At 59.1% G+C, this 19313-nt stretch carries 17 protein-coding genes; 12 read left to right on the plus strand and 5 right to left on the minus strand.

Annotated elements, in window-relative coordinates; all coding sequences use genetic code 11:
- Positions 1 to 168: 168 nt before the first annotated feature.
- From mnmC to ACMX25_RS01230, 8 genes are all read left to right on the plus strand, one after another.
- Positions 169 to 2004 carry a bifunctional tRNA (5-methylaminomethyl-2-thiouridine)(34)-methyltransferase MnmC2/FAD-dependent 5-carboxymethylaminomethyl-2-thiouridine(34) oxidoreductase MnmC1 gene (mnmC, locus tag ACMX25_RS01195; RefSeq protein ID WP_414947739.1) on the plus strand — a complete coding sequence of 612 codons (1836 nt, stop codon included), beginning with the start codon at positions 169 to 171 and terminating at the stop codon, positions 2002 to 2004.
- Positions 2005 to 2753: 749 nt separating this feature from the next.
- Positions 2754 to 3956: a cation:proton antiporter gene (locus ACMX25_RS01200; protein ID WP_299704014.1), complete on the plus strand. Its 1203-nt coding sequence runs from the start codon at positions 2754 to 2756 to the stop codon at positions 3954 to 3956.
- 162 nt (positions 3957 to 4118) lie between these two features.
- The gene (locus tag ACMX25_RS01205) at positions 4119 to 5234 is read left to right on the plus strand and encodes a YbdK family carboxylate-amine ligase (RefSeq protein ID WP_414947740.1); all 1116 of its coding nucleotides are present in this window, start codon (positions 4119 to 4121) and stop codon (positions 5232 to 5234) included.
- A 694-nt stretch (positions 5235 to 5928) separates the two neighbouring features.
- Positions 5929 to 6573 (plus strand): MarR family winged helix-turn-helix transcriptional regulator, encoded by a 645-nt coding sequence (locus ACMX25_RS01210; protein WP_213765045.1) that lies wholly within the window; start codon positions 5929 to 5931, stop codon positions 6571 to 6573.
- Between the two features lie 224 nt (positions 6574 to 6797).
- Positions 6798 to 7517 (plus strand): glutamine amidotransferase, encoded by a 720-nt coding sequence (locus ACMX25_RS01215; RefSeq protein WP_414947741.1) that lies wholly within the window; start codon positions 6798 to 6800, stop codon positions 7515 to 7517.
- Between the two features lie 29 nt (positions 7518 to 7546).
- A complete protein-coding gene (locus ACMX25_RS01220; protein ID WP_414947742.1) occupies positions 7547 to 8257 on the plus strand; it encodes an MOSC domain-containing protein in 711 nt (236 codons plus the stop codon).
- A gap of 112 nt (positions 8258 to 8369) precedes the next feature.
- Positions 8370 to 9482 carry an NADH:flavin oxidoreductase/NADH oxidase gene (locus tag ACMX25_RS01225; protein ID WP_414947743.1) on the plus strand — a complete coding sequence of 371 codons (1113 nt, stop codon included), beginning with the start codon at positions 8370 to 8372 and terminating at the stop codon, positions 9480 to 9482.
- A 287-nt stretch (positions 9483 to 9769) separates the two neighbouring features.
- Entirely contained in the window at positions 9770 to 10225 is a 456-nt protein-coding gene (locus ACMX25_RS01230) for an SET domain-containing protein (protein ID WP_414947744.1), read from the plus strand.
- A gap of 59 nt (positions 10226 to 10284) precedes the next feature.
- Here the strand turns inward: ACMX25_RS01230 and ACMX25_RS01235 are convergent, their stop codons facing one another.
- The 3 genes from ACMX25_RS01235 to ACMX25_RS01245 form a co-directional block, all read right to left on the minus strand.
- Positions 10285 to 11730 (minus strand): sensor histidine kinase, encoded by a 1446-nt coding sequence (locus ACMX25_RS01235; protein ID WP_414947935.1) that lies wholly within the window; start codon positions 11728 to 11730, stop codon positions 10285 to 10287.
- Positions 11731 to 11845: 115 nt separating this feature from the next.
- Positions 11846 to 12535, minus strand: a complete 690-nt coding sequence (locus ACMX25_RS01240; RefSeq protein WP_031364554.1) for a response regulator — start codon at positions 12533 to 12535, stop codon at positions 11846 to 11848.
- A gap of 573 nt (positions 12536 to 13108) precedes the next feature.
- Positions 13109 to 13396, minus strand: coding sequence for a 4a-hydroxytetrahydrobiopterin dehydratase (locus ACMX25_RS01245; RefSeq protein WP_414947745.1), 288 nt, complete (start codon positions 13394 to 13396; stop codon positions 13109 to 13111).
- A gap of 112 nt (positions 13397 to 13508) precedes the next feature.
- Between ACMX25_RS01245 and ACMX25_RS01250 the strand changes: the two genes are divergently transcribed.
- On the plus strand, positions 13509 to 14006 hold the full coding sequence (locus tag ACMX25_RS01250; RefSeq protein ID WP_414947746.1) for an Lrp/AsnC family transcriptional regulator: 498 nt from the start codon (positions 13509 to 13511) through the stop codon (positions 14004 to 14006).
- Positions 14007 to 14016: 10 nt separating this feature from the next.
- On the opposite strand, the gene ACMX25_RS01255 is transcribed toward ACMX25_RS01250, so the two are convergent.
- Positions 14017 to 14535, minus strand: a complete 519-nt coding sequence (locus tag ACMX25_RS01255) for a class IV adenylate cyclase (protein WP_414947747.1) — start codon at positions 14533 to 14535, stop codon at positions 14017 to 14019.
- 116 nt (positions 14536 to 14651) lie between these two features.
- A complete protein-coding gene (locus tag ACMX25_RS01260) occupies positions 14652 to 15572 on the minus strand; it encodes a LysR family transcriptional regulator (RefSeq protein WP_414947748.1) in 921 nt (306 codons plus the stop codon).
- A gap of 127 nt (positions 15573 to 15699) precedes the next feature.
- Here ACMX25_RS01260 and ACMX25_RS01265 point away from each other — a divergent pair, with 127 nt between their 5' ends.
- From ACMX25_RS01265 to ACMX25_RS01275, 3 genes are all read left to right on the plus strand, one after another.
- A complete protein-coding gene (locus ACMX25_RS01265; RefSeq protein WP_414947749.1) occupies positions 15700 to 17376 on the plus strand; it encodes a GMC family oxidoreductase in 1677 nt (558 codons plus the stop codon).
- A 334-nt stretch (positions 17377 to 17710) separates the two neighbouring features.
- Entirely contained in the window at positions 17711 to 18490 is a 780-nt protein-coding gene (locus ACMX25_RS01270; protein WP_414947936.1) for an ABC transporter ATP-binding protein, read from the plus strand.
- Positions 18487 to 19248 (plus strand): ABC transporter ATP-binding protein, encoded by a 762-nt coding sequence (locus ACMX25_RS01275; protein ID WP_414947750.1) that lies wholly within the window; start codon positions 18487 to 18489, stop codon positions 19246 to 19248. The genes ACMX25_RS01270 and ACMX25_RS01275 overlap by 4 nt, the downstream gene beginning before the upstream one ends.
- The last annotated feature ends 65 nt before the right edge of the window (positions 19249 to 19313 follow it).

The raw sequence follows: 19313 nt of genomic DNA on the forward strand, positions 1-19313 counted from the left end.
TCCTTTCGTACTGTTCATTTCACGCTTCGTTGGTTTTTGCCAACGGTTAAGAGACGATCCGGTGTATCACGCGCTCAGCCTTACCCCTATTAGCTTTAAGGGATCGCGGCGCTTGGCCCGAGATCCACGGCGACGGTCATATCATCAGTTTGCTTTCAAACCTTTCGAATGACCCATTCCTTTTTTAGCGCAAACGTGCTTGGCGATCGCGCTCGCTGGGCCCGGCAGCGCACTTTCACGGTTCTACAAGCGGAATTCGACGCTGGGCGGCTGTTTATCGAAACATGGGCGGCTTGGCGCGCGGACCCGCAGCGCTCCGAGCGTCTGCATTTCGTCGCGGTCGGGCCGCTGGCGTCGATGAAACTCCCCGACGAACTCGCTGAGCAGCCCACGCTTTTCCAGTCGCTGATCCATGCATGGCCGATGCCGGTGACCGGCCTTCACAGGCTCGAGTTTGAAAACGGGCGCGTGGTGTTGACGCTGGCCATCGGCGAAATAGAAAGCATGCTGCCGAAAATCTGGCTGCGTGCCGATGCCTTTTATCTGCAGCTATCTCACGCCGATGCGAAGCTGGCCTATATCGCCAAAGCGCTGGCACGTATCGCCGGAAATGAAGCGACGTTATGCGCCGAAGCGCATCCGCAACTTCCAGACGCGCTCAAAGAGGCAGGCTTTATCTGCGATGAAACTCCGGATGGCGCTTATGTGAAAGCGTATTTCGCTCCACGCTGGCGGGTGCGGCGTCATGAGCCGCCGCTTCCGTTAGTAATAGAGAAAGAGAACGCCTCCACACATCAAACGCCGCGCCATGCAATTGTCATCGGTGCTGGCCTTGCTGGATGTGCGATCACCGAGCGCCTTGCATCGCGTGGATGGCGAGTCAGCCTGATCGAGCGCCACGACGATCTCGCCCGCGATGCGTCCGGCAACCCGGCAGGCGTCTTTCACCCGATCGTCTGGCGCGACGACAGCATCGCTGCCCGCCTGACACGCACTGGATTTCTCTACGCGTTGCATCGATGGTCCGAACTCGAGCGCGCTGGTCACCCCTTGGAACGCAGTCACCAGGGCTTGCTGCAAATCGCAGATTCCGTCGACGATGCGCGCGCAATCGCATCCGCGATCAAGCGATTCGGCTTGCCGCCGTCGTATGTCATCGCCGTCGATGAACGCGAAGCTTCTCGGTTGGCGGGCCAACCCGTCGCACGTCCCGGATGGTTTTTCCCTCACGGCGGCTGGATTTCCCCCGCCGCGATATGCGCCGCGCAATGCAAGGTTGCGGGAGATTTGCTAAACACGCGTTTTGGGACGGAAGTTGCGCGTATCGATCGGGAAGACGGCATGTGGACCGCCTTCGACGCAGCCGGCCACGTCTTGGCCCAAGCCCCCGTCCTGATCCTTGCCAATGCCGGCGATGCACAGCGCCTCGCCGGGCTTCACGGCGTGCCGACGCGCGGTGTGCGCGGCCAGCTAACGGTATTGGAGTCGAGCCCGCTCGATGGCTTGCGCGTACCCATCGTTGGTGATGGCTACGCCGTGCCGCTCGGTGCGCATCGCACGCTGACGGGCGCGACCTACGATATCGACGACATCAACACGCAGATTCAGGCGGCCGGTCACATCGAAAACATGGAACGTGTTTCGATGATGCTCCCCGCGCTGGCCGGGTTTGCCCCTCAAGCGCAAACACTGGAAGGTCGTGTGGCGTTCCGGTCGGTGACGATTGATCGCATGCCCATGATCGGCGCCCTCGCCGAAGAAACCGCCGCGCGTGCCGACGCCAGCCGCCTTTCCGGCGCATGGCCTCTCGATCTGCCGCGCACGCCCGGCTTGTACGGCGCATTTGCTTTCGGTTCGCGCGGTTTGGTGTGGTCGGCGCTCGCCGCCGAACTGATCGCGGCGCAAATCGAGGGCGAACCATGGCCGGTCGAGCGTGAACTAGCCGATGCCATCGATCCCGCACGCTTCCTTCTGCGAGCGTTAAGACAAGGCGAATTCAGTTAAAACGTCCGGCTGACAAGCTATCCACCGAAGCCTGTGGATAACGCGTCGAATTTCGCGCAAATGACCTGTGTACTCGCTGTGGGCGTAAACGGGACAACTCGATCACGCCGCACATCCGGCCAAAGTTGTTCCGGGTTCACCCTCCGGCGCCCACACGTTCACGCTCTGCTTATGCGCCCTTCAAGCTTTTGTAAACGTTGATGAAAAAAGAGTTATCCACAGAAATCGTCCGGCCTTGTTAACTACTACTACGTATATATAAACAAAACTTGTAAACCTTAAAACAAGCGTCATCGGCAGCGCTCAAAGTGGAAAAACCACGTTATCGCGGACGAACCGATGTGAAGATCCAACCCGCTAAAAGGTAGATTTTTCCTCGTACCGACACGCTAAAACTCATTGTTACCGCTTGGTCTCAACGGCTGTGGGGATTGAACAGGCGCAGCCGGGAGCTATGGCACAATCGCCGTTCTTTCGTTTGGCCGCCTTGCCGGCTTATCGCTTCAAACCGCGCTTTGCACCCGCGCGTGGATTGAAAAAAACGCTGTGATCCCTTGTCTCGCCGGCAATGGGCCGACTGGCCAAGCAGCGAATCAGCTGTCAATGGGCCGCCGTGTCCCAACGCGACTCGACGGAGCCTGAAGAATGATCCGGCCACGAACCTTTCCGGCAACGCGCACCATTGCCGCGCACTATCTGTCTGTCATTCACTGTCTATCCACACTAGCTGCGAAGGAGAAGTCCTCACGATGAAGTCGGCCTTTTCATTTTTACCGGTTTGGCCACTCACACCCGACGCCATTTTCTGGGCTGGCTTGGCGCTGGTCGCTGCGGGTCTATGCGGTGAACTGCTCTGGCGTGCATGGCGTTTGCCGCGGATCACGGGCTACGCCATCATTGGCCTGATTGCAGGCAACGCAGGTTTTGGTGTAATCGATGTCAGCTCGGCCGGAATTTCACGGCCTTTACTCGATGTCGCGCTCGGCCTGCTCCTGTTCGAACTCGGCAGCCGGCTCGACCTGCGATGGATTCGCCGCAATCCCTATCTGATCTTGTCGAGCATTGCTGAAAGCACGCTCACATTCGGCTTCGTCCTGATCGCGCTGACGCTGTGCAAAGTGCCGACGATGCCGTCAGTGGTGATTGCCGCGATCGCCATGGCAACGTCGCCGGCGATGGTGATTCAACTGCGTACCGAACTACGCGCCGAAGGCCAGGTCACACAACGACTGCTTACGCTGACCGCGCTCAACAGCATGTACGCGGTGATCGTGGAAAAACTCGCGGCCGGCGTTCTGCATCAGGAAATCTACGGCAATACGCTCGCGACGATCGTCCAGCCGCTTTATCTGTTACTCGGTTCGCTCGTGCTGGCGCTGCTCCTGGCGCTGGCTTGCAATCTGCTGTATCGAAGGCTGAATACCAACGACGAGCACTCGTTCGTCGCGCTGTTCGGTCTCGTGCTGCTCGCGATTGCGATCGCACATGTGTTCAAGCTGTCGACCATTCTTGCGTTACTGGCGGCTGGCATCATCGTGAAGAATTCGAATGAGCGGCCGCAATTGTGGCCGACGCATTTCGGGACGGCAGGCTGGTTGCTGACGGTGATCTTGTTTGCGTTGACGCTGACATCGTTTGAATGGCGCGATATCGCGCTGGGCGGACTGGCTGCGCTGGCGCTGATCGTGGCGCGGTTCATCGGCAAGCTGGCCGGTGTGCTGATCTTTGCAAAACCGAGCGGTCTGAACTGGAAACAGGGCGCGGCGCTCGGGGTGTCGTTGACGCCAATGTCCGCGCTTGCGTATCTGCTCGTCGACGATATGTACGTGCTGTATCCCGACTACGATCCCACGCTGCGGGCAATCGTGATGTGCTCGATCGTCGTGCTGCAAATTGTTACGCCGTTCCTCGTGTATCGAAGTTTGTCGGCGATCGGCGAACGCCGCGAGTAGCGTTTCAACCCGTCTTTTTTCTCGTTTTCATCGGGTCGCCGGGCGGGTCATCGAGCCGGTCATTGAGCGCTTGAGCGTGCTTTGAAGCTGCTGAGCTACCCGGCGCTTCGTGCCGATAAGCTCGTCCGCTGGCGACCCAGGCTTTGTCAATCAAGAGGCACCATGTCACTCGAACCTTTCATCAACTCGGAGCCGTTCACCTTTGGCGTCGAACTCGAGATCCAGGTCGTCAACACGCACGACTACGACCTGACCAAGGCCGCCTCCGATCTCATGCGGCTCGTCAAGGACGAAAAGATCCCCGGCAGCATCACGCCGGAGATCACCGAAAGCATGATCGAGTTGTCCACCGGCATCTGTACGACGCATGAACAGGCTGTAACGGACCTCCGCGCCATCCGCGACACCCTGGTGTCCGCTGCTGACCACCTCAACGTCGGGCTGTGTGGCGGTGGCACACACGCCTTCCAGCAGTGGAGCGATCGCCAGATCTTCGATACACCGCGCTTTCAGTATCTTTCCGAGCTCTACGGGTACCTCGCGAAGCAGTTCACGGTATTCGGCCAGCACGTGCACATTGGCTGCCCGGACCCGGACAGCGCGTTGTTCCTGCTGCATTCCATGTCGCGTTTCATTCCGCACTTCATCGCGTTGTCGGCTTCGTCGCCGTACGTGCAAGGCGTGGATACCGGCTTTCATTCCGCGCGCCTCAATTCGGTCTTTGCATTTCCGTTATCCGGCCGCGCGCCGTTCACGCTCACGTGGGACAGCTTCGAGGAATATTTCTCGAAGATGGTCAGCACCGGCGTGGTCAACAGCATGAAAGATTTTTACTGGGACATCCGGCCAAAACCAGGTTTTGGGACGATTGAAGTCCGGGTGATGGACACGCCGCTGTCAGTCGATCGCGCAGCGGCCATTGCTTGCTACATCCAGACGCTCGCGCGCTACCTGCTGCTTGACAAGCCCTTGACGCTGAAAGAGGACGACTATCTCGTCTACACGTTCAACCGGTTCGAGGCTTGCCGTTTTGGGCTGGAAGGCAGTTGCATCGATCCTCAGACGGGCGAGCGCCGCACGATTGCGGAAGACATCCTCGCGACGCTCGACATCATCGCGCCGCATGCCGACGCGCTCGGTTCGAACGAAGCGCTGCGCCAGGTCGGCGATATCGCCCGTAGCAACATGAACGACGCTACCTGGTTACGCGGTGTTTTCGACCGCGAGCGCTCGCTGCATGAAGCGGTTCGTCAGCAGTGCCTGCAGTGGCGCGAGTGACGGATCGGCCTTGGCTTCATTGGTTCGACCGCCAGCAAAAAAATAAACCTGCTTCCCCGGCAGGTTTTTTTTGTCATTTTCTTTCAGACCGATGCCGATAACATGTCTCTAAGGTTTGCTGTCATGAGTTCGTATACATACGTAATAGTAGTTAACAAGCAGCGTGCAATTCTGTGGACAACCGATAAAATCTCCACAAACTCAACAGTTTGGAGTGCGCATAACTTCGGTGCGGAGCCTTGCATCGAAAGGGTCAACGCGGGATAACAAGCGGGTGCTTTTGCACACTTGGGGGGTTATCAAGAATCGGCGCACATCGAATAATGTGGTTATCCACTGCGTTGTCCACACTGTTTTGTGAATAACTAAGGTGTACGTTTGGTTCCAGTCGCTTAGAATGTCGGTTTTACCGGCAGGGAGATGTAACGCCGGTGAAACAAACGAAGCGCTCGACGGTCTAGAACAGGCGCCACGGAAAAACGTAGATGTCCTTATCCGGACGACGAACTAGCTGCATCGGTTTGATCGCCCGAATTTTGAGACGGTAGTTGATACGAAAGGATTCGCCGGTCGGATAAGTCGGCGATTGAGCCAGCAGCGGTTTGGGTAAAACGAGCGGGGTCTGACGTTTTACCGGTTTTCAAGCCGTTGCCGAACCATCAGATAAGCATCAAGAAAGACGAAGCGAACGACTATGAGCGAAGGCGTATACGGAGAGCAGGCCACAGGGCGGGTGACCCATGGCTTACTGCGGTTGAGCACGGCGATGCGTAGCCAGGCATGGGAATGGGCTGAGGGTGCGGGCTTGACGCCGACCCAGGGCGAAATTCTCGTGCTGCTGATGCAGCGGCGCGGTCCAATGCGGCTTGGCGAGATCGCACGGGAAACGGCGTTGACCGCTGCGACCACCAGCGATGCCGTCAGCACACTGGAAGGCAAGGGTCTGGTCGAAAAGCGCCGTGCGCTGGACGACGGGCGCGCGCTGGCTGTACGCTTGACCGCACGCGGAAAGACGGCGGCCAAGAAGGCGCTGGTATGGCCGGAGTTCTTGTCGAAGGCAGTCGGCACGTTGAAGGTCGATGAGCAATCACAGCTTTATCGCAGCTTGCTCAAGACCATTCGGCAACTGGAAGTGGTGCAGCAGATTCCACCGCACCGCATGTGCCTGAGCTGCACGCATCTCGAAGCGAGCAAGAACCCGAAGAAGACGCCGCATCACTGCGCGTTGCTGAACATCGACATGGCCGATACTGACCTGCGCCTCGATTGTTCGGTATACGAAGAAGGCGATCTCGCCAAGCAGAAGAAGAACTGGAAGATCTTCGCGCAAGTCGCGTAAGCGGCGCTGCCTGAAGCTTCACGTTTCGCTTCACGTCTCTCTTCGCTGCCCGAGTTTCGCGCCTTGAGCGCGAAGCTCGGCGCTGTCGGTTAGACTTGGCTGACGGGCTATTCGAGCCGCGCGCCCGTTGGCGGTGCGCTGATCGACCGTGCCTCTCCTTTGTGTGCGCCGCCTGATGCCGCGTGCGCCGATCCCAGCTTGCCGGCTCTCTTGGGTGACCGCCGATGAAACGTGAAGTCCTGGCGATACGCCACGTCTATTTCGAAGATCTCGGCAGCCTGGAACTAGTGCTGGGCGACCGTGGCCAACTGGTGCGTTATCTCGACGTGGGCCGCGCTCGCATCGACGCTCCTGATCCGCTCGATACTTCCCTGATGGTCGTCCTCGGCGGCCCGATCGGCGCTTATGATGACGCGCTGTTTCCCCATCTGAATCCATTGCTCGCCATGCTGGAAAAGCGCATTGCGGCGGGCCTGCCGACTATCGGTATCTGCCTGGGTGCGCAATTGATTGCCCGCGCGCTGGGGGCGAAGGTTTATCCGGCGGCGCAAAAAGAACTCGGCTGGAAAGCGCTGACGCTGACCAACGCGGGAAGGGCTTCCGCTCTACGGCATTTCGAAGCCGAAGGTCAGTCGACGCCGGTGCTCCATTGGCATGGAGATACCTTCGATCTTCCCGATGGCGCCACGCTGCTTGCATCTACGGATCTCTGTGAAAATCAGGCCTTCAGCTGGGGCGAGCACGTCCTGGGTTTGCAATGCCATCCTGAAGTGCTCGTCGACCGTTTTGAAAGCTGGCTGGTGGCGTACCCGGGCGAAGTGGCGGAAAGCGGTACTACGGTGACTGCTTTACGCGCCGATACCGCCCGGCACGGCCCAGCGCTCGAACGCGCCGCGCGCAAGATGTTTGGCGAATGGCTGGACCGTTTCGAAACAGCCAAATAAAGACTTAGACGAACTGAAGGTAGTGCACCATGAATCCTGTGATTGACGCCGTGCTTGCCGGAGAAGTTGCGCCGCTCGGCACGCAAGGCAAATACAGCGCGATTCACAAAGTGCCGCTGGCGTCGCGTGTTCGCGTGGGCGAAACCGGGCTGGAAGGTGACCACCAGTACGAGCGCAAACATCACGGCGGTCCCGAGAAAGCGCTGCATCACTATAGCCGCGACCACTACGCCGTCTGGCGTGACGAATGGCCGGCATTGTCTACGGGGCTGACTCGTTTTAATGCACCCGGCGCATTTGGTGAAAACATCTCGACGCACGGTTTGAATGAAGCAGATGTATGCGTCGGCGATGTGTTTCGTCTTGGCACCGTGATCGTGCAGGTGTCGCAGCCGCGCCAGCCGTGCTGGAAACTCAATCTCCATTTTTCACGCCATGACATGTCTCGACGCGTGCAGGACACGCGTCGTACGGGCTGGTATTACCGCGTGCTTGAACCTGGCGAAACCGGTGCCGGCGATCTCATGGAACGGCTCGCGCGGCCGCATCCCGAATGGACGATCGAACGATTGCTGCGGGTGTTTTACATTGATCGGGATGATCGCCCGGCGCTGGAACAAATGGCTGGGCTCGCGGCACTCACGCCATCGTGGCGAAGCACGGCGGCAAAGCGGCTCGATACCGGCAAGGTTGAATCATGGGCGATGAGATTGAATACGCCTGCAGGCCAGATGAAATAAGGGGCGAGGGCGCCGGCGTTGTTTGTCCGGGTGACCGGACTTGCTGTCAACACGGAAAAAACCGAAGTGCTATTCTAATTCGCCCCCTTTCCCTTCCTTCGGAAACTCCCCCATGAGCGCTCTGTTTTCGCCTTTCACGCTGCGAGGCGTGACGCTTCCGAACCGCATCGTGGTCTCGCCGATGTGCCAATACTCAGCCGTTCGCGGCGAAGCCACCGCGTGGCACATGATCCACCTCGGACACCTCGCGCTCTCCGGCGCCGGCATGCTCTGTCTCGAAGCAACGTCGGTGGAGCCTGATGGCCGTATCACGCCGGGCGATCTCGGACTTTGGGACGACGTGACTGAAGCCGCGCTCAAGCCGGTCATCGACGCGATCCGGCAATATTCGCCTATCGCCATCACGATGCAGATCAGCCACGCTGGCCGGAAAGCATCGAGTGCGGCACCTTGGGAAGGCGGTCAGTTGATCGAGGTTTCGAACGGCGGCTGGTTACCTTCGGCACCGTCGGCGATTCCCCACAAGGAAGGCGAAACGCCGCCTCTCGCACTCGATGCCGCCGGCCTGATCCGTATCCGCGATGCCTTCGTGGCGACGGCAAAACGTGCCGCGCGCCTTGGAATGGATGCGCTTGAAGTGCATGCGGCCCACGGTTATCTGCTGCACCAGTTCCTCTCGCCGCTTGCCAACCAGCGCACCGATGAATACGGCGGTTCACTCGAAAATCGCATGCGTTTTCCGCTCGAAGTCTTCGACGCGGTGCGTGCCGCTTTTCCCGCCGATAAACCCGTCGGCCTGCGTGTGTCGGCATCGGATTGGGTGGAGGGCGGATGGGATCTCGAGCAGACCATTGTGTTCGTGAAGGAGTTGCAGAAACACAAGGTTGACTGGATCGATGTGTCGTCGGGCGGTGTATCGCCGTTGCAAAAGATTCCCTTGTCGCCGGGATATCAACTGCCGTTCGCAAAAGCCATCAAGGAAGCCACGGGCGTGAACACCATGGGCGTGGGTCTGATCACCGATCCGCAGCATGCCGAAGAAATTATTGAGTCGGGCGAGGCGGATCTCGTCGCGTTGGCACGCGCGCTGCTCTACAATCCGCGCTGGCCGTGGCACGCGGCCGCGCAACTGGGTGCGACCGTCGTAGCGCCGCCGCAATACTGGCGCTCGCAGCCGCGCGAACAGAAGGCGTTGTTCGGCGATATCTCGTTCGGTCAGCGCTGAAACGCCCAGCTTGAATTTATGGAGCGGTTGAATTCGTGCGCGGCTAACGTGTACGATGCCGTTGTTTGCCTGTATGGTTTGAACTTCACACGTGCAGCAGATGAAGCACACGAAGTACCGAAACAATCAGTGCATTGAGAAAGACAGCAACGCGGCGGCGCCTCGCATTCAGGCCGCCGCGTTTTTTTAAGCCACGTTCCGGTTTGTCACCGTTCGCGTGAAACCGGGACGGGGCGAAGTTGAAGCGTCTGCTAAGCCAAACCGATTCGTTTTAAAGGATTCGTTCGATGAGTTCACGGAGGGTCGCCGTCCGCCGTTCGGGCATACACGGCAAGGGCGTGTTCGCCGCGATGCCGCTCGCCAAGGGCGAACGGATTATCGAGTACAAAGGCGAACGCATTTCGTGGAAAGAGGCGTTGCGCCGTCATCCCCACAACCCTGACGAGCCGAACCATACGTTCTATTTCGCGCTCGAAAACGGCAAGGTGATCGACGGCAAGGTCGACGGCAACAGCGCACGCTACATCAACCATTCGTGCGCGCCGAATTGCGAAGCGGAAGAGAAGGAAGGGCGTGTGTTCATTCACGCGCTGCGTGCGATCAAGCAAGATGAAGAGCTGTACTACGACTACGGTCTCGTCATCGACGGTCGCATTACCAAGAAGCTCAAGAAGGAATACGAGTGCCGCTGCGGAGCCAAGAAGTGCCGCGGCACCATGCTGGCATTGAAGAAGAAAAAGTAGGAATTTGCAGAAGGTGTCAGCTTAAAAAACGCCACGGCCCAAACTGCCGTGGCGTTTTTTCATGCCGTTTTCAAAGGCATCCGCACGATGAATCGCGCACCGCCTTCGGGCGCTGGAGCGTCTTCATAATGCACGCTGCCGTTGTGCAGGACCATGATGTCGTGGACGATCGCAAGACCCAGTCCGGCGCCACCTTCCACGCCGTGGCCATCGCCGCGAAAGAAGCGCTTGAATAGATCCGGCTGCTGTTCCAGCGGCACGCCCGGGCCGTTGTCTTCCACTACGATTTCGCCCATCTTCCGGCCGGTTTCGTCGATAGTCTGCGTCACCGTAACAGTCACCAGTGCGCCTTCGGCACGGGAAGTGGGGACGTATTTCAGCGCGTTATCGATCAGATTGCCAATCACCTCACGCACCAGCACGAGATTGCCGCGCACGAGCAGGGGATGCTCGTTATCAGGGTCATCGAGACGCTGGAAGCCCATGTCGATACCCACGGCCAGCGCGCGCGGCACCCATTCGGCGCCGGTTTCAAACGCGAGATTGGCGTAATCGAAGTCAATGAAACGCGCGGCCTGTTCGCCCGGTTCGGCGCGTGCGAGCGAGAGCAGCTGGTTCGACAAGCGCACGGCCCGATCCGCCGACGCCCGCAGCTCCTTGACCGCTTCCAGCACCTTGGCCGGATCCTTGGCGCTCGCCGCCTGCTCGGCGTGCAGCTTCACGGCGGTGAGTGGCGTACGCAACTGGTGCGCCGCGTCGGCGATAAATTTGCGCTGTCCGTCCAGCGCCGTTTTCAGGCGGTCGAGGAGGGCGTTCATCGCGCTCGTCAGAGGACGAATTTCGATGGGAACGAACGACTCATCGACCGGTTCGAGCGACGTATGCGTCTGCCGGTTGAGGGTATCGGCGAGATCGGTCAGCGGGTTGAGCTGCTGGTTCACCACGCGCCACACGATCACCCAGCCCGCCAGCAGCAGGAGCAGCAGCGGCATCATGATGGCGACCATGAACTCGACCGCTATTCGATACCGCGAGCCCACGCGCTGCGCCACTTCCACCACGATCGGATTGCCGTGCAACTGGTCGACGCGCACCTGTGCCGCTCGCACGCTCGTGCCCTGGTAGTTCGTTTCGAAGACGTATGCGTAGTGGATCCGGCGCACGTTCGTGCCGGTCAACGGCAGATCGCGTTCGCCGGCGATCTCGGTATCGCCGTCGCTGATCCGGTAGATCAGTTGCTCGATAGGATCCGAAAACATCGCGCGGGCAAGCGGCGGCACCGTGAGCGGTGCATCGACGCCTGCTAGCTGGATTTGCTTGGAGATAGCCGTGGCGAGGTCGGCCAGCGAGCGGTCGACTACGTGCTGCGTGTATTGCCACGCAAGCCAGTACGCCATCAATCCGCTCATCAACGCGAGCAGCGACAGCGGCGCGGCCAGGCGGCGCAACAGCGAGCGCCGCAGACTGGGCGGCACGCGTGCAGACGTGGTTGTCGAGCGCGCCAGATGCAGCCAGTCGGCGCGGTCGAAACGTTCGTCAAGCGTGCGCCGGGGTGGGAATCGCAAGGTGCTGGTTACCGCTCGTCAGGCTGGTTACGTGATTACGCCATCGACAAACCGCTTACGCGGCTGTCTGCCGGATTTCCTGCAGCAGGTAGCCGAACCCTCGCACCGTCACGATTTCCACGCGGCAGTTTTCGAGTTTTTTGCGAACCCGGTGCACGTAGACTTCAATGGCGGTGTCGCCGAGATCGCCGCCGAAGTGCGTCAGGTGATCCTGCAATTGCGCCTTGCTGACCACGCGGCCGTGGCGCAGCAACAGCATTTCGAGCACAGCGAATTCACGCGGCGACAGTTCAAGGGGTTTTTCATCGTTGAAAATGCGGCGATCCACACCCGACAGACGCAATCCGCCCAGCGATACTTCCGGACGCGGGACGTCGCCATGCGGGCCGCTGCGGCGCATCACGGCGCGAATGCGCGCTTCGAGTTCGGCGGGTTCAAACGGCTTGAGCATGTAGTCGTCGGCGCCGCTATTCAGGCCCTGGACGCGGTCATGCAGTTCGTCGCGTGCGGTCAGGATAATCACTGGCGTGTGGCGATTGCCCTGGCGGAAACGCGATAGCAGCGTCATGCCGTCGATACCCGGCAAGCCGAGATCGAGAATCACCAGTTCATGGCGATTTTGCGTGAGCGCTTGCTCCGCGAAAATGCCGTCGTGGACCATATCGACGGTAAAGCCGGCTTGTTCAAGGCTACTTTGAATGCCGCGCGCGATGGGGCGGTCATCTTCGATCAGAAGGATTCGCATGGAAGTCGCTCTTATACGATGAATTGGGCTCGATTGCATGCCGCGGCCGCCGGCCGGAATTGCTCACCTTTCTATACCGCGGCGCCGTCCGAGTTATATCAGCAATCTTTTTACGCCAAACGCTGCACCGCGCCTTGCTGTGCAGCAATTCTCCTGTGGCCGGACACGCCAAAATTCCCCGCTTCACGGATGCCACTCCGCGATCGGTCTCCAGCACGTCCGCCAAGCCCCTGTGGCGACCAAACCAGTCGTTGCAAGGGGTAAAACGGACTGTCCAAACCGTATGCGTTGCTGATTGTACAGTGTCGGTCTGTGCCGCCGATGGACTGGAGCCGTCAGAGCGCGCAGGGTCTGGTGAAAGATTACGCCTGTATTATAAGTTTTCTTTCTTGATGAAAGTTTTCGTTGCCGCAGACTTGCAAACACCTTTGTTTCTGCTTTCGAATAAGCGAGTTTTGGCCTCTGGCAGCTCTTTTCGGCCCCGCTTATTGCGGAATTTGAATGTCATTGTTTGTAATACGGCTGTTACGCATTTGTCGCAGTGATCAGGGTAGCGAGCGGCTTTCAGGTGCTTCAGGTTATGGCGTCGATGAATCTCGCAAGCGTTATATCGCGTTCCGTCAGACCTTTTGCCGTATGCGTCGAGAGCGTGATTTCCACTTTGTCGTACACATTCGACCATTCTGGATGGTGATCCATTTCCTGTGCCTTTATTGCCACGCGGGTCATGAAACCGAATGCCTCGTTGAAATCAGCGAACTTGATACTTCGCTGAATTGAGCTGTTATCCGCGCTAGCTTGCCATTGCTTTAATTCGCCGAGAAGCTTGGGCAATTCGTCAGCTGTAAGTTTCTTGATCATGCCGGTTCTCCTTACATGAGTGGTTGAGGTCAGCGACGCGAGGGCCTAAGAAGATCACGCGAGGATCACGCGGTAAGCTTGCGTCTTTCAGCTTTTCACGCAGGATATCCCCATGGTCGACCTTGATCACTTCGATCTCGCGCTACTTGACGTTCTTCAGCGCTTCGGCCGCGCGACGCATCAGCAACTCGGCGAGGAAGTGCCGCTGTCGCCATCGCAAATCGGGCGCCGTTTGCAACGCCTGGAGGCTACTGGTGTGATCGATGGCTACCGGGTTGTGCTGCGCCCCGAAAAACTCGGCCTCGGCGTCACCGCTTTTACGAGCCTCAAGCTGAAGCATCATGGCGATACCGTTATCGACCAGTTCCGGCAGCAGATTGAAGCGCTGCCCGAAGTGCTCGAATGCCATGCGACGGTTGGCGACGCCGATTACCTGTTGCGCATCGTCGCGCCGGATTTGAACGCGCTGTCGACGTTCGTCATGAAGAAACTGATGCGAGTTCCCGGCGTGGACAGCGTGCGCTCCAATATCGTATTGACCACATTCAAGCGCAACGGGCCGCTGCCGCTTGGGCATCTGGCGGCCAATCCACCGGATTCTGCCAATTAAGCCGGGCGGTTTAAGCCGGCTCGCTCAACAAGTCGACGTACGCAACCGGCACAAGGTCGCTCGCCGACACGCCAAGCTTCGCAAACAATTCCTCAGCTTCTTTCTCGCCGCCGGCTTCGTCGTCATCCTGGCCGAGCAGCACTTCGAGCTCGATGAAATCTCCCAGCCCGTCCACGCGGTCCAGATGAATCCGCGTGCGCCCGACGATATACACATGCCGTTCCTTATTCACGATGCCGCGCGTGTTCAGCGCTTGAGCGAGCAGCGCGTGGGTGGCTTCGGGATTGGTTACCGGGCTGCGTGAGTAGTACGACACCTTCGGGCCGTCGCGGTCATCGCGTTGATAGAAAATCAGTTCGGCTGGCGTGTTGTCATCGAATTGACGCAGTTTGAGGCGGCCGTTTGGCACATCGTAGAAAAAATCTTGCTGGCGGTAGATCATCGGCGGTTCGCTGGCTAGCGCAGCGGCGCTGGCCAGGAGCTGGTCGAATTGATGCGCGCGAGCCTTGATTTCGATATTGCGTGCCATGTTGAAATTTCCTGTTCACGTGGGCGCCAGATGCGCGTCCCTCAGACTAACAAAATTTAATGACCGGAAGATTCATCGGCTTCCGGTCACGACGTTCAAAACGGTGGTTCAGGCGACTATGTCGCCCATTGATCTTCAATCAGACGTAACGCCGCCGCGATGCTCGGCTCCTCACGGCGCTCCGCGAGCACGATGAACGAAAGCTGCGTAGGCACCGTGACGCCTTCCACGATTGTCAGCGCATGCGCGTGCGCTTCGGCCAGCGCGATGGAATCGCGCACGAGCGTCAGGCCCACGCCCGACTTGACCAGGTCGAGCATCGACGGCTCCTGATCCACCTCGGCCACTTTCACGGGCTGAACGCCGTGGGCATCGAAGATCCGCGTGAGCAAGCGGTTATGCGCCGACTCCGGCGGCGTCCAGATCCAGGGCAGCCGGGCAAGCGCGGCCCAGCCACTGTCGCCGCCCTCCAAACGCTCCGGCCGGTTCACGCGATCGTTCCAACCCGCTGGCGCCAGCACGCGATACAGATAAGGCTTCAGTTGCACGACATAAAAGCGGTCCGGATCGCGGGGTTCATCGATAACCGGATCGCCGATATAAAACCCCACATCGAGATCGCGCGCCTTGATGCGCTCGAGCACCCAGCCTGACATGCCGTGCCGCAGCGCGGTTTCAATGCGCGGATACGTCTCCACGAGCGCGCGCAAGAAACCCCCCAGGCGCAGGAATTCGGGATCAAGAATGGTCCCGATGGTCAGGCGCCCGCTGACCTCGTGGCGAAGCGCGGCGGCCACGCGCTGCACTTCGCTCGCGGCCGTGAGAGCCCGTTCAGCGTGCGGCAGGAGGGTTTCACCATCGCGCGTGAGGATCAGGCCGTGCGACGTCCGCGAAAACAACGTAATGCCCAGCGTCTCCTGCAGGTTCTTGATTTGCAGGCTGACGGCCGGCTGCGACACGTGCAGCAACACGGCGGCGCGCGTGAGATTGCCTTCGCGGGCGACGGTGACAAAAGCACGGAGAAGAGTCAGGTCCATGCCTGATATTAGCGCAGCTTATAAAGCTATTGAAGATATCTGATTGGATTGCTGCACTGCGTCCGCAGTAGCTTGTGCGTTTGTGACAAAGTGAAAGCCGCCTGAAGCGGCTTGGGCAGGAGACAAAATGAAACAGGACGCGCGCAAGCTTGAGGGCGAGTTTGATTACATTATCGTCGGTGCGGGAACGGCTGGTTGCGTGCTGGCAAACCGGCTGACCGAAGATGCCGATGTCAGCGTGCTGCTGCTCGAAGCCGGCGGCAGAGATAACTACCACTGGATTCACGTGCCGGTCGGCTATCTGTATTGCATCGGCAATCCGCGCACCGACTGGCTTTATAAAACCCAGGCTGAGGCGGGACTCGATGGCCGCTCGCTTTCGTATCCGCGAGGCCGCGTGCTGGGTGGTTGCTCATCGATCAACGGCATGATTTACATGCGCGGCCAACGCGAGGATTACGACGATTGGGCGCGCATTTCCGGCGATCGCGACTGGTCCTGGGATTCAGTGCTGCCGGTATTCAAGCGCAGTGAAGATCATCATGGCGGTGGGAATCAATGGCATGGCGCCGGGGGCGAATGGCGTGTCGAGAAGCAGCGATTGAAGTGGAAGGTGCTGGAAACATTCGCACAGGCGGCTCAGGAAAGCGGCCTTCCCGCTACTGACGATTTCAATCGGGGCGACAACACGGGCGTCGGTTATTTCGATGTGAACCAGCGCAGCGGAATTCGATGGAATGCATCGAAGGCATTCTTGCGGCCCGCGATGAAGCGGCCGAATCTCACCATCATCACGGGCGCGCATACGCAACGGCTAGTGATGGAGGACAAGCGCTGCGTTGGAGTTGAATATCGTGGCGGCGATACGGACTATCTAGCCAAGTCCCGTTGCGAAGTGATCCTGAGCGCGGGCGCGGTCAATTCGCCGCAATTACTGGAACTATCCGGCATTGGGAACGGCGCGCGGCTGCAGCGGCTGGGTATCGATGTCGTGCAGGACCTGCGCGGTGTAGGCGAGAATTTGCAGGATCATCTACAGCTTAGGATGGCTTACAAAGTGCGTGGTGTACGAACGTTGAACACGCTGTCGGCGCATTGGTGGGGTAAGGCGTGGATCGGCTTGCAGTACATGTTGATGCGAAGCGGGCCAATGTCGATGGCGCCCTCGCAACTCGGGGCGTTCGCGAAGTCCAATCCGGATGATTTGACCATTACGCGGCCGGATGTGGAGTACCACGTGCAGCCGTTATCGCTCGACCGGTTTGGAGAGCCGCTGCATGCGTTCAATGCGTTCACCGCGTCGGTGTGTCCACTGCGGCCGACGTCGCGGGGAAGTGTTCATATCGCAACGCCGGACGCGCGCGACGCGCCTTTGATTGCGCCTAATTATTTGTCGACAGATCGTGATCGCGAGGTGGCGGTCAATGCGATGCGCTTGACTCGGCGGATTGCGAGCGCGCCCGCGTTGGCGAAGTATTCGCCGGAGGAGATTTTGCCGGGTCCGGCTTTCCAGACGGACGCGGAACTTGCTGTTGCGGCGGGAAAAGTTGGGACGACTATTTTTCATCCGGTAGGAACGTGCCGGATGGGGACGGATAACGACCCGGCTGCGGTCGTTGATGCGCGTTTGCGCGTGATCGGGGTGAGTGGCTTGCGAGTGGTCGATGCCTCGGTGATGCCGACAATTACCTCGGGCAACACAAATTCCCCGACATTGATGATCGCTGAGCGGGCTAGCGAAATGATTCGCGCCGATCGACGGTTTTTGTTTTCGCTCGCGCCGGTGGAGGGGGTTCCTGGCTGACTTTAGCCGTAATCAACGGCATAAACCCCGGCCTCCAGGCCGGGTACCGGTGCGAACGACATTCAAATGCCATCCGGTGCTATCGAAAACCAGGCTCAAAACTAAGTGCAAATCCCGATGATTGCGCTGCATCATTGGCGCGACAATAACGCCAGCGCGCTTGTTGCACCGCAGGTCTGCATCACGATTGTGCAGCACGCAAGAAATGCAACAACGAGGCAGCAAAATCGCAACGGCAATTGCGCATGCACCTACACAAACACCGCCAGCAAAATCACGGGGCATGCGCCAAAAGCGCACCGAGCTGAAGCTGAAACAAAGCACGGAAGGGGACATGATTCTCGGCGATACGATTCTGGAAACCCGCGGCCTGACAAAAGAGTTCAAAGGCTTCACCGCCGTCAACGGCGTGAACCTGCGCGTGCGTCGCGGCTCCATCCACGCCTTGATCGGCCCTAACGGCGCGGGCAAAACGACCTGCTTCAACCTGCTTACGAAGTTCCTGGAACCGACCGCAGGACAAATCGTCTTCAACGGCATCGACATCACGGGTGAGCGGCCTGCGCAAATTGCTCGTCGTGGTGTCATTCGTTCGTTTCAGATTTCTGCTGTGTTCCCGCATCTGACAGTGATGCAGAACGTGCGCATCGGCTTGCAGCGTTCGCTCGGGACATCGTTCAAATTCTGGAAAAGCGAACGCGTTCTCGACGAACTCAATGATCGCGCGATGGACTTGCTCACGCAGGTCGGCTTGACCGATTTCGCCGACACCACCACGGTCGAACTTTCCTATGGCCGCAAACGCGCGCTTGAAATAGCCACCACGCTGTCGATGGAACCCGAACTCATGCTCCTCGATGAACCCACGCAAGGCATGGGTCACGAAGACGTCGACCGCGTGACGGCACTGATCAAGAAAGTATCGGCGGGACGCACCATCTTGATGGTTGAACACAACATGAACGTGATCGCAGGCATCTCGGACACCATCACCGTCTTGCAACGCGGCGAAGTGCTGGCGGAAGGCAGTTACTCCGAGGTATCGAAGAACGCGCTGGTGATGGAAGCCTACATGGGCAGCGCCGACGCATCCCTCGCCGGAGCGCACGCATGAGCACGATCGTGGAAGAACGCCGCGCGGAACAATTGCCTGGAGCATCGACTCAGGAGCCGGCGCTCGAGCTTGTCGGCGCACAAGCCTGGTACGGCGAATCGCACATCCTGCACGGCGTGGATCTGACCGTGCATCGAGGCGAAGTCGTCACGCTGCTCGGACGCAATGGCGCAGGACGCACCACAACGCTGCGCGCCATCATGGGCCTCACCGGTCGTCGCACGGGGTCGATTCGTATCGGCGGACATGAAACCATTGGCATGTCGACGCACAAGATCGCGCATTACGGCGTGGGGTATTGCCCGGAAGAACGCGGCATCTTTTCAAGCCTCTCTTGCGAAGAGAACCTGCTTTTGCCGCCGCTTGTAGGCCCCGCGAAAGACGCCATGTCGATCGATGAAATCTATTCGATGTTCCCCAATCTCAAGGAGCGCTGCAGCAGCCAAGGCACGCGCTTGTCGGGCGGCGAGCAGCAAATGCTGGCGGTCGCGCGCATCTTGCGCACCGGCGCAAACCTGCTGCTGCTCGATGAAATATCGGAAGGGCTTGCGCCTGTCATTGTCCAGACGCTCGCGCGAATGATCATGATGCTGAAAGCGCGTGGCTACACCATCGTGATGGTCGAACAGAATTTTCGGTTTGCCGCCCCGCTCGCCGATCGCTTTTATGTCATGGAGCACGGGAAGATCGTCGAGCATTTCAACTCCGGCGAACTCGAAGCGAAAATGCCGGTGTTGCACGAGCTGCTCGGGGTTTAGAACGTCAAACGCAAGTTCAACACATCAGCATGCGGCCCGCCGCAAGAACAACAACTCAACGGAGA

The sequence above is a fragment of the Caballeronia eucalypticola genome (genome assembly GCF_047608185.1).
Taxonomy (GTDB): domain Bacteria; phylum Pseudomonadota; class Gammaproteobacteria; order Burkholderiales; family Burkholderiaceae; genus Caballeronia.